Raw genomic sequence first — 12229 nt, forward strand, 5'->3', positions numbered from 1 at the left:
CATCTTATTTCACAATTTGCTGGTGGAGCATACCCAGCATCTTCACTGCTTCTTCACGCGAAGCAAAGTCCTTCGACGCAAATGTATTTCCGGATTTCCCGGAAATAATACCAGCCTGCTGCATCGCTCTCGCCGCGTCTACGGCGAAGGCAGGAATCTCTGCACCATCTGCGAAAGGTGCAGCGCTCACCACTTGCGGCAAACTAAACTTCTGAAGCGCAGCGAACCTCGCGATCATCGTGACCATTTGCTCACGCGAGATGTTAGCAGCAGGTGCGAATACACCCTCGCTTACACCGCTTGTAAGGCCGTTCTCAGCTGCCCATTGGACAGACTGGGCATAATAGCTGTCCGCCTTCACATCGCGGAAAATAGACGATTTGTAGGCGCTAAGGTTCACGCCAGCCATGCGAGCCAGCATCAAGGTGAAATCTGCACGACTGATTTGGGCATTTGGGGAGAACTGGCCTTCTGCTGTTCCATTGATAATATTGCGAGCCGCTAGGTACGTGATATAGCTCTTAGCAAAGCTTGCTGACGTATCACCGAACGCAACGGGTGTATAACCAACCGCATACTGCGAGAAGTGACTTACTTTGAATACCAGCGTGCCTGTAACCGCGTCGTAGTAGCTGTTCGAGACTTTGACGAGCTCGCCATTATCAGCAATGTAAAAGGCTATAATGGCATTCGTATCTTCATTGGCCGTCGGTTTATACGGTACTTGAACCTCAACTGAACCTCCGTTGAAGGTGGAAACCGTTTTGCCTCCTGCTGTGATGGTGAAATCGAAAACAGGGCGGTCGCCAATAGCCGCTTTAACCGCATCACTATCTTTTGCTGTCATATGTTCGGTAACCGCAGTTAAATCCGCTTTAGCGATGGACAGAGATACTTCACCCGTCGTCGCAGTAGAGGTGATGGCAGCCAGCACATTTTTATCCAATGTGACCGAGCCAATACCTAAGTCTAACTTGACTGCTGCAGTGGAGCTATCGGCAACCTTAACGAGTGATTCCGCAGGCAATTTAATGACCGCTTCTTTCGAAGTAGCATCTACAGTTGCTTTAATTTCAAGAATAGATGATTTCCCCGCTGATTCGGTCATCTGTTTCAAAGCATCCGTTACTTGCGCAAGCGTAAGGTTAGCCGTTGAGGTACCTTTGCTATCTTTGATAGTTGGGCTCGTAATCGTGGTTGTGTCTCCAATGGTTGTTGGTTGGCTAGGTTGTGTTGTTCCCGCTCCTGGACCGGAGGAAGATGTGCCGGAAGAAGATACCGTTATCGGTACTTCCGCTGTCGCATATCCATCAGGGCTTATAGCTGTAATTACCGCGGTACCCGTATCCACGGCTGACACTTGACCTTCTGAACTCACCGTTGCAACTGCTGTATTTGAAGATTTCCAAGTAATCGTACCTGCACCAACAGCATCTCCTGCAGCCGTCGTCACTGTTGCTGTGACCTTGCTTGCAGCTTCTCCCTTGGTAACAGAAAGTGCGGACCTACCTACACTAATCCGTTGCACATTGAGCTGATAGACAGCAACCGTTCCTCCCACCTCATTAGCAACTAGAAGCAGTGGATTCCCATTCGGGCTAATCGCGGCAGGTATGAGATCGATTCCCTCTGGCCCCGTATCTGTATTCAGATTGTCCTTCGGTGTAAAAACACGTGAATTGGTATAATTCACGAACTTCGCATTCACTGGATCCGATACGTCATAGGTCATAATACCTCCGACACGCTCGAGTCCCACGAAAGCAAGTGTTTTACTTCCCACTTTCCCTACTTTAACATCTTCGGGCTCTGGCCCTTTCTTCGAGCTGCGATCATCTAAAGCTGTTTTACTATTACTCGTGTTGAAATTGTTAGGAACGCGCTGTGCAGTCACTTTCTCAAATTCATTCCCACTGTCATAGACTTGAGCCATCGTGTTCGCTTGCCAGATTGAGAAAGAACGTCCGCCATAAAGATAAATACTATTCGACCCCATATCACTAGCTACTTCTACGCCGTCGTAAGTCGTCTTACCGGCCAAGAATTGAGCTGCAGGTGAATTAGGTGCCAAGTTGCCTTTCATCGCGCCAATCGTGCTTCCATTGAGTCTCACACCTGGCCACTCTGTGACATCTCCCTCATTAGCAGAGAATACATAAGGAATGCCATTGATCGTTTGACTTGCAATCCCATCTGGCATGTACATCCCATAGAATGGGACATTTTCAAACTTAATCGCATTGTCCTTTACGAGATCCAAGGCATTACGCGCAAGGCTCAAATCCTTCAGTCCTAGCCCTTTAATCGAGATAACAGCTTTCGTTGCTAAATCAATCGTTCCAATCGCGTTATTTTCTTGGAAGGATACATAGGCTTTGCTATTGTCTTCCGAAAGTGCGATATACTCAGGTTCCAAATCAAAAATTGCATCTTCCTTCTTGCCTTCACCTGTAATCTGTACGGGGTTAGAAGCACCACGAATATGAACGTTATTATCGATGACCGAAGGATCGGCAAATCTTAATTGTGTCACGCTATCCATCATCGTATCAACGATGGTTATACTTCCCTCTGGATCTGTACCAGCAGTACGAGGCTCACCTTCATTCGCAGTTAAAATATATCTGCCATCCGTTGTGGATTTAATCATATCAGGCTGAACACCTGCGTCGTACGTTTTCATTACGTTGCCATCATAATCCAGAACGACGATTTTACCAGCTTTTTTGGAATCTAACTCTTGCACAGATACGGATACTTTCTTGGTGGTCGTATTCACATCCACACTTGTCAGGTCACCATATAGGAAGACGTTATTTTCAACTAAATCTTTGACTTTAATCGTTTTCTCTTTAACTAGGCCTTGCACAAGATCTAAACGAACGATATCTAAACTAGGTGGATTCCCGGATCCATTAACCAGATAGAACTTATTGTTATCTTTGTTGTATTTAACAATCTCAGCGACACCGCCGTTACTATTCGTAATCCCTACTTTAAAATCAGTAAGCTTCGTGATACTCAACGTATCTTTGAATAGGTTAGAAGCGGGTTCTACCTTTATCGTCAAATTACGGCCATATTGTGTTAACAAACTATCCGTCACTTTTATGTATACGTTAGATGTAACTACTTCCGTCGGCTTACCGTACACTTCACCAGTGACTGTATTAATGGCTAATCCGGCAGGTAATCCTGAAGCTGTGAACGTAAACGGAGCTCTCCCTCCGTACACATTCATGAATACCGAGTAAGCTTCTTGCTCATAAGCTGTAGGAAAGGTTTCATTCGAATAGCCAAGAACGGACGCATTATTATCCCATTGCCCGAATGTCCCATATTTAGGTCCTTTGACTGCCAATTCCTGCGTAGTCGAATCCGCAATCCCGAACTGACCAAAATCCTGCTTGTTATTATCCGTATCTGTTAATGTCTTACGACGTACGGATATCTTCTTGGAAGTACCTTCGGAAGATCCTCTCGGATAATCAAATTCAAAACCATCAATGTCCGTTTGAATATCTATATTGTCGCCATCATTACTTCCTGAACCTATCATATCTACATAACCATTAGGCTTAGGCACATTAGCAAAAGGGTTTTTATTGGCGACATCCAACTTCGTCTGATTACTCATCAAAACAACTTTCAACCCTTTGTTATTGATAGAACGGGTACTCCATACTTGGTCATAGGTATTTGTGAGATTGAGTTTAGGTGCCGTTGCGCCTGTCGCCTTTCCAAGAATAAGGAAGGAGGACTTCGCTTTAATCGTGCCGACAAGGTCTAATTTATCCCAATCTCCAGTTGGCCCCATTAGATCAGATGATCCACGATCCGCATATTGCAAAGACCAGCCTGTTAGGCTGATATCACTGCTCGTTGGGTTGTACAACTCTATAAATCCATGGGAAGACGCTGTATTTCCTGTGTCGTTTTTCAAGCCGCCGCCATAGACCTGATTAATGAACACATGTGGTACCGTGACATCGTAAGTACCATTCACCTGATACGGCGTTCCTGGTGTTATCGCTACAGCGCTTGCTGGAGTGGCTATTGCTAAAGAACTTATCGTGACTGCCACGGATAAAAGTACCGAGACTACCTTCGTTCCAACCTTCTTCACAGGGTTTTCACTCTCCTCATATTGGATGATCTCGTCCATTATAAGAAAAGCTCCAGCTACTAAATACCCACTTTTCGTTAAAATATGATGTAGATTTTGTAAAGCTCTCTCCCTCAATGTCATGTATATGAAAAACAAAAAAAGCCACACGATTTCAAGAATCGCATGACTTTTTGGTTGGGTATTACCTTGGCTACGGAGAGGGTGGGATTCGAACCCACGGAGACCTTGCGACCTCGGCGGTTTTCAAGACCGCTGCCTTAAACCACTCGACCACCTCTCCACGATAGGCGTCTCCGATTAAGGAGACGACCTTGTGCAGTGACAAAAAGCATTGTAGCACATAATCATCACTCGATGCAAGTGCTATTTTTTCGTGATGACTTTAACGTTGTTCATGTAAGGAACAAGTACGTCTGGAACGATAATCGAACCATCCGCTTGCTGGTAATTTTCAAGAATCGCAGCCACTGTTCGACCCAGCGCTAAGCCTGATCCATTCAGTGTATGCACGAACTCGGGCTTCGCCTTCGCATCGCGGCGGAAGCGAATATTCGCTCTGCGCGCTTGGAAGTCTTCGAAATTGGAGCAGCTGGAGATCTCGCGGTATGCGCCACTGTTAGGCAGCCATACTTCTAGATCATACGTTTTCGCTGATGTGAAGCCAATATCGCCTGTGCAGAGTGACAGTACACGGTAAGGCAGCTTCAATAGCTGTAGAACGCGCTCAGCATGCCCTGTAAGCTTCTCCAACTCCTCGTAGGAGTCTTCGGGCTTAACAAGCTTAACAAGCTCAATTTTGTTGAATTGGTGCTGTCTGATTAAGCCTCGTGTATCACGACCTGCGGATCCAGCTTCCGAACGGAAACAAGCACTGAACGCCACGAAATTAACCGGCAGCTGTTCATTCGTTAGAATATCTTCGCGGTGATAATTCGTGACGGGTACTTCCGCCGTTGGAATTAAGAAATATTCCGAATTCTCCAGCTTGAACACATCTTCCTCAAACTTCGGAAGCTGGCCTGTACCTGTCAGACTATCACGGTTGACGATATATGGAGGCAGCATTTCTTCATAGCCATGCTCATCGCTGTGCAAGTCCATCATGAAGTTGATCAATGCGCGCTCTAGGCGAGCTCCAAGCCCTTTGTAGAACACGAAACGCGAACCTGTTACCTTCGCCGCCGCCTCGAAATCCAGAATGCCTAGGTCCTGCGCGACTTCCCAATGTGGCTTCACTTCGAAATCGAACGAAGGAATGTCGCCAATTCGGCGTACTTCCACGTTCTCTTCCTCCGTACGGCCCACAGGAACGCTGGTATGCGGCATATTCGGAATGGAGAGTAGAACTTGTTGTAAAGACTCGTCCAATACACGGATCTCGTCATCAAGCTCTTTAATGCGGTCTCCGACCACTTTCATTTCTTGAATCAGCTCATCCGCGTTTTCACCGGATCTCTTACGTCCCGCTACCTCTTGGGAAACGGTATTACGACGGTTTTTCAGCTGTTCCGTTTCTTGCAGCAGCTCTCTGCGTTTCACATCTAATGCTGTGAAACCATTAAGCTCCTCGATCTGCTTGCCGCGGTTTTGCATGGCAGCTTGTACAGCTGCTAAATCACTTCGAAGTAACTTTACATCAAACAAGGAGATTCCTCCGTTAGCGCAAAATGGTTTGTATATGGAAGCAAGCACCCATACCGGCAATCCGGTTAACTCGGGGTGCTTGAACCATTTGGTTATGCTTGGCTTTGCTTTACCATGTCTAAGAAATAACTGTGCAAACGGAAATCATCCGTCAGCTCTGGGTGAAAAGACGCCGCAAGGAGATGTCCTTGCCGCGCAGCTACGATCTGGCCGTCATACGTGGCCAGTACATCCACATCCGGTCCCACTTTCTCAATGAGTGGGGCCCGAATGAACACCGCGCGAACGTTCTCGTCAATACCTTTGATCGGCAAGTCCGTCTCAAAGCTTTCGCGTTGACGACCGAACGCGTTGCGAGCCACCGTAATATCCATCAGCTCGAGATGAGCTTCCGGTTGTCCGGTGATCTCTTTCGCGATGACAATCAACCCCGCGCAGGTGCCGAACACCGGCTTGCCTGCCGCGGAGAACTCACGCAACGCATCGATGAAGCCAAACGTGCGCATAAGCTTACCAATCGTCGTGCTCTCTCCGCCAGGGAGAATAATGCCATCTAGCTCAGCAAGTTGCTCGGTGCGTTTAACAACGACACCTTCGGCTCCCGCCCTTTCAATACCACGTATATGCTCTGCTACCGCGCCTTGCAGTGCGAGAACCCCAATCTTCGTCATTACCAGCCGCGCTCCTGCATACGCTCGGAAGCTTGAAGCTTGGAAATTTCGATTCCCTTCATAGGGGCACCTAGGTTTTTGGAAATTTCAGCAATCAATTTGAAGTCTGTGTAATGCGTTACAGCTTCAACGATCGCTTTCGCGAATTTCTCTGGGTTATCGGATTTGAAAATACCGGATCCAACGAATACTCCATCAGAACCAAGGTGCATCATAAGCGCTGCATCAGCAGGTGTGGATACACCGCCAGCTGCGAAGTTAACGACAGGTAATTTACCAGTTTGGTGAACTTGCAGAAGCAACTCGTAAGGCGCGCCAAGTGTTTTCGCTTCGAACATCAACTCGTCCAAAGACATGCTTTGAACTTTGCGAATTTGACCTTGAATCGTACGCATGTGACGAACAGCTTCTACGATGTTACCAGTTCCTGGCTCACCCTTCGTACGAAGCATGGATGCACCTTCACCGATACGACGTAAAGCTTCGCCAAGATCACGACAACCACATACGAAAGGCACTGTGAAATCACGCTTGTTGATGTGGAATACTTCATCCGCAGGAGTAAGTACTTCACTCTCATCGATATAGTCAACGCCTAGGGATTCAAGAATTTTCGCTTCAACGAAGTGTCCAATTCTTGCTTTCGCCATGACTGGAATGGATACAACTTTCATAACATCTTCAACAATTGTTGGATCCGCCATGCGGGACACGCCACCAGCTGCACGAATGTCAGCAGGTACGCGCTCAAGCGCCATAACAGCGGACGCGCCAGCTGCTTCTGCGATTTTAGCTTGCTCGGCGTTCATAACGTCCATGATGACGCCGCCTTTTTGCATTTCGGCCATACCAGTTTTAACGCGGGAAGTTCCAGTTTCCATTCTTTATTTCCTCCTATAGCTTCTATGCAATTTCGGTGTAGTTCCCTACACGATTCGATATAAACTTCTAAACAACAATTTTACATGAAGGAGGGGTAATATACAACCCATTTTCTGGCCTAAGAGCCGCCCTTGATCCCATTGAACATATCGCTGAAAAAGTTTTTAATGGAACGGAACAGCAACCTGATCCAGCTGCCTTTTTCAACATCGCCATCTGCAATTAGTTCTACTGTTTTTTCTTGCCCATTGTAGCTTACTTTGACTTTCCCAAGCGTGTCGCCTTTCGCAATAGGAGCTACTAGCTTGCTTTCTTCAACAGACTCTGTCGTCACTTGGAATTCCGTATCTTTCGCGCCTTTTCTTGCAACGAACGTTACACCTGTTTTCGTAACAAGAGGTACTTCCAATTGTACCCCCTTCTTAATGTTCACACTTTTCAAAGAATCTATCGTCTGTTTCGCATTCAAGAACGGTTTTATCTCAAAATTATTAAATGCATAGTCCATCAGCTTACGTGTTTCATTGAAACGTTCTGGTTCCGTTTTCGTCCCCATAACAACCGTAATCATACGCATCCCGTTACGTTCTACCGTTCCAGTGAAGCAGTAACCAGCATCATCGGTAGAGCCTGTTTTCAAGCCGTCCAAGCCCGGATACGCATATTTCTTAAAGTTGGTGTTCGTTGAATTTCCTTCAAGCATCCAGTTCCAGTTGATCATAGGTGATTTATCTGTTGCTCTCAGCTTCAAGGAAGGGATCTTCGTAAATTCTAGAATTTCTTTATGGTCCTTCAAAATATTATAAGCAAGAATGGCTGCATCGCGCGCCGTCATCTTCGTCTCACCTTCAATAGAAGCAGGTGGATTCTTGAGATCTGCACGTGAAAGTCCCGTCGCACTAATAAAATGAGCCTTATCCGACATGCCAAGCTGTTTGGCTTTGTCATTCATCATTTTCGCGAAATTTTCTTCTGTACCGCCAAGCAATTCAGCAAAAGCGACGGAAGCATCGTTCGCGGAATAAATGGACATCGCATTGAACATATCTTTGAACGTCAGTGTTTCATTCTCAGCGATCAACTGACCGGAACCAATAACATCTGCTGCATTCTTAGTGGCCGTCACAGGTGAGTCCCATTTGAATTTGCCTTCTTTAATGCTTTCCATTGCCAAATACTCTGTCATCATCTTCGCCATACTCGCCGGAGGGAAGGCTTCATCTGCATTCATTTGAAACAGGACTGCTCCTGTGCTGGCTTCCATGATTATCGCAGATTTCGCTGCTACTTGAGGTTCATTCAAAGCAGGTGCTGGTGTAGTCCCTGCGTTAGGTGCAGGCGTTGTCACCGCCGCTGGGGATGGAGAAGCCGCTGGCTTTTTCTCATCTGCCGCGTAGGTTGGCTGTATATGTAAAAGTAAGGATTGAGCAATTAAGCTAATACCTAACACCAAAGCAACCTTTTTCTTTGTAAATCGTAAAAATCTCACAATTTCACTCTCCCTAAATAATGTTTGTAAAACAATATGACACGTTATATTGTATCACACCCCATTAGACAAAAAAAAGAAAACGTGGGTTCAACTCCCACGCCTCCAATTTTATCCATATTGTGACAACATATAGGGACCCTTTAGCGGAGCTAAAAGTCTCTCATCTACATCGAGTAATTTGGTGCTTCTTTTGTAATTTGAATATCGTGTGGATGGCTTTCTTTCAAACCTGCTCCCGTAATACGAACAAATTGCGTATCATGAATAAGTTCTTGAATGTTGCGTGCGCCACAATACCCCATGCCTGAGCGAAGTCCGCCAACCAGTTGATACACTGTATCCGCCATTGGCCCTTTGTAAGCCACACGACCCTCAATGCCCTCTGGAACAAGCTTACTCTCGTTCTCTTGGAAGTACCGATCCTTGCTGCCTTCCTTCATTGCACCTAAGGAGCCCATTCCGCGGTAAACTTTGTATCTGCGACCTTGGAAAATCTCAGACTCACCAGGACTTTCTTCTGTCCCTGCAAAAAGACTACCGATCATAACAGCGCTAGCTCCCGCTGCGATCGCTTTAACCACGTCACCGGAGTACTTAATACCGCCATCTGCGATAATCGGAACACCAAATTCGGCCGCTGCTTGTGCGCAATCATAAATCGCTGTAATTTGTGGAACACCAATCCCTGCAATAATGCGAGTCGTACAGATCGAACCAGGACCGATCCCCACTTTCACCATGGAAGCTCCTGCTTTGATCAAATCACGCGTCCCATCACCAGTCGCTACGTTACCTGCGATGATCGGCAGTTCTGGATATTGGGCTCTCAGTTTCTTCACAGTCTCTGCGATGTTAATATGATGACCATGTGCAGAATCTACGACGATGACATCAATACCCGCTGTAACAAGCGCTGCGGCTCTCTCCAGCACGTCTTTAGATACACCAACAGCAGCTCCAACAAGCAAACGCCCTTGTGCGTCCTTAGCCGAGTTAGGGAATTGAATCGCCTTCTCAATATCTTTAATTGTAATTAACCCTTTAAGACCAAAATTCTCGTCTACCAAAGGCAACTTCTCAATTTTATGCTTCTGAAGGATACCCTCTGCTTGCTGAAGTGTCGTGCCTACTGGTGCTGTCACAAGACCTTCCTGCGTCATCACTTCTTTAATTTTAATGGAGTAATCATGTACAAAGCGCAAGTCGCGATTCGTCAAAATACCAACTAAACGATTATTTTCATTTACAATCGGCACCCCTGAAATGCGGTATTTCGCCATCAACTCTTCTGCATCATAGACGTGATGTTCAGGCGTCAAGGAGAAAGGGTTGGTGATAACGCCACTCTCTGACCTTTTGACACGATCAACGTGCTCAGCTTGCAGCTCAATCGGCATATTCTTATGAATAATTCCGATGCCACCTTCACGGGCCATAGCAATCGCTAGCGCGGACTCCGTCACTGTATCCATAGCGGAGCTAATGAAAGGGATATTTAATTTCACACCAGGCGCCAGTTGCGTCGAAACGTCGATCTCCTTACCGAACACTTCGGACTTCCTCGGCACTAACAAAACATCATCAAACGTTAAACCTTCCTTGCCAAACTTATCTTCTCTCACAGCGTTCCATGTCCTCCTTAAGCCCTCTAACTGAAGAAAGCTTGATTCATTAGCCTCAGCTCATTCTTTCGTATGATTGCAATCTTAACAAAAGCCTATTTTTGGTGTCAAGGAAAAGGACAAGCCTGCAGCTTCCCCTCACCTCGAATAAGTCAATTCCGTTAACGATAGGAGTAAGTGCTGCTTGGATTCCAGAGTAGGAACTGCTCGATTCCTTGCTCCTTCGCTGCCTTAATCTGCTCCTTTACATCGATCACACCATATTTTTTATGAGGCTTCACCCATGTTGCCGTAAAATCCTGATACCATGGCCTGATTTGTGCAACCTGACTACTTGATTTCGCTAACTGATGGTTTTTCCATTTGGCGTCGTTAATGGCTTGATGGATAATCGCGTATGGCTGCAAATCCGGGTATTTCACCCCATAAATTCCTGTCGTGTAGTGTGACGGATACAGCATCGGAGAAATAAAGTTAACCTCTTTACTAATCATCGCCCAATCTTGTCCAATGCCCATATCATTAGGTAAAGACGTCGTTAATCCGAATACATCTGCCGAAATATACGCCTTATTGCCGATCTGTTCCTTCGCTTTATGCAAAAAAGTTGCAATATCCTGAGCCTTACTTAGCTTCTGCGGATTGTCGAAAAGGACCTCCTGGTCCACCTTCTGACCATTCTCTGGGAACCTTACATAATCGAATTGGATCTCATCAAAACCCAGCGCAGCTACTTCCTTCGCGATTTGAAGATTATAGTCCCATACCTCAGTTTTAAAAGGATCTACCCAAGCGATTCCTTTCGCATCCTTCCAGACACTACCGTCTCTGTTTTTCATAGCGTACGTACTCTTCTTCTTACTTAAATAAGGATCCTTAAAAACAACAAGCCTAGCTATCGTATAAATATGCTTCTGCTTCAATCTTTGCAGCTTCGCTTTCATATCTTGTATAATGACGTGGCTATTCGCCCCGATTTCATTGACCAAAGGAACCGTTGAGGGATAGGTTACCTGGCCGGAATCGTTCTTAACATCAATCACCATCGCGTTTAAATCCGTATGCTCCACCAGCTCAATCAATTGCTCGAATTTGCTGCCTACGGAGGACCATGCGGATACATAAATACCCTTCACGATAGGTTTCGCAGGGTTTTGAAAAGAAGGCGCTACCGCAACGACCGGCATCTTCTTCACTTCTTGATTAGGCGCAAGCCCCATGCTACCTACATGACTTAAAGAGTGAAGTGGAATTGCCTCTTCCTTCACTTCATCGATTTTGGTTGAGCAACCATTCATCATCAGCGTTACTATTGAACAAAGACATACCCTGCCCATCCATCTCATGCTGCTTGTTGTTCTCATCGTCATCCCTCCTCGTAGGATTAGTATGGTTAAAAAAGCAATATTTACAGATGCAAAAAAAAGAGTCTTTCTGGAAAAAATCCAGAAAGACTCTTACTATGTGCTTGGCAACGTTCTACTCTCCCAGAACCCTGCGGTTCAAGTACCATCGACGCTGGAGGGCTTAACGGTCGTGTTCGAGATGGGAACGCGTGGGTCCCCTCCGCCATCATCACCAAACAGTCAAAGCGTTTGTTTGCGCCTTGAAAACTAGATACGAAACTTCAACGTAGGTATTAGGTTTTCTAGCAGAGAGACTTTAATCTTCGATTAAAGATCCCTATATATGGTTAAGCCCTCGACCGATTAGTATTCGTCAGCTGCATACGTTGCCGCACTTCCACCTCGAACCTATCAACCTCGTCGTCTACAAGGGGTCTTACATA

At 46.1% G+C, this 12229-nt stretch carries 7 protein-coding genes, 1 tRNA gene and 2 rRNA genes; all 10 read right to left on the reverse strand.

All coding sequences use genetic code 11. The features are described from left to right. Nucleotides 1-4: 4 nt before the first annotated feature. The gene (locus L6I86_RS22005) at nt 5-4165 is read right to left on the reverse strand and encodes a choice-of-anchor I family protein (RefSeq protein ID WP_236290533.1); all 4161 of its coding nucleotides are present in this window, start codon (nt 4163-4165) and stop codon (nt 5-7) included. Between the two features lie 157 nt (nt 4166-4322). Next, a tRNA-Ser gene (locus L6I86_RS22010) sits at nt 4323-4409 on the reverse strand. Between the two features lie 83 nt (nt 4410-4492). Continuing rightward, entirely contained in the window at nt 4493-5773 is a 1281-nt protein-coding gene (serS, locus tag L6I86_RS22015; protein WP_236290535.1) for a serine--tRNA ligase, read from the reverse strand. 92 nt (nt 5774-5865) lie between these two features. Then, a complete protein-coding gene (gene pdxT, locus L6I86_RS22020) occupies nt 5866-6444 on the reverse strand; it encodes a pyridoxal 5'-phosphate synthase glutaminase subunit PdxT (protein WP_236290538.1) in 579 nt (192 codons plus the stop codon). Then, the gene (gene pdxS / locus L6I86_RS22025) at nt 6444-7325 is read right to left on the reverse strand and encodes a pyridoxal 5'-phosphate synthase lyase subunit PdxS (protein ID WP_056611791.1); all 882 of its coding nucleotides are present in this window, start codon (nt 7323-7325) and stop codon (nt 6444-6446) included. Before pdxS ends, pdxT begins: the two co-directional genes overlap by 1 nt. Before the next feature lie 119 nt (nt 7326-7444). Further along, nucleotides 7445-8815, reverse strand: coding sequence for a D-alanyl-D-alanine carboxypeptidase family protein (locus L6I86_RS22030; protein WP_236290540.1), 1371 nt, complete (start codon nt 8813-8815; stop codon nt 7445-7447). A 167-nt stretch (nt 8816-8982) separates the two neighbouring features. Further along, nucleotides 8983-10440, reverse strand: a complete 1458-nt coding sequence (gene guaB, locus L6I86_RS22035) for an IMP dehydrogenase (RefSeq protein WP_171633418.1) — start codon at nt 10438-10440, stop codon at nt 8983-8985. A 161-nt stretch (nt 10441-10601) separates the two neighbouring features. Beyond that, nucleotides 10602-11804 (reverse strand): putative glycoside hydrolase, encoded by a 1203-nt coding sequence (locus tag L6I86_RS22040; RefSeq protein ID WP_236290541.1) that lies wholly within the window; start codon nt 11802-11804, stop codon nt 10602-10604. 102 nt (nt 11805-11906) lie between these two features. After that, a 5S ribosomal RNA gene (gene rrf / locus L6I86_RS22045) occupies nt 11907-12023 on the reverse strand. A gap of 106 nt (nt 12024-12129) precedes the next feature. Further along, nucleotides 12130-12229: ribosomal RNA gene (locus L6I86_RS22050) — 23S ribosomal RNA — on the reverse strand; the annotation flags it as partial.

It is taken from the genome of Paenibacillus allorhizoplanae (assembly GCF_927798215.1).
In the GTDB taxonomy this organism is placed as follows: domain Bacteria; phylum Bacillota; class Bacilli; order Paenibacillales; family NBRC-103111; genus Paenibacillus_E; species Paenibacillus_E allorhizoplanae.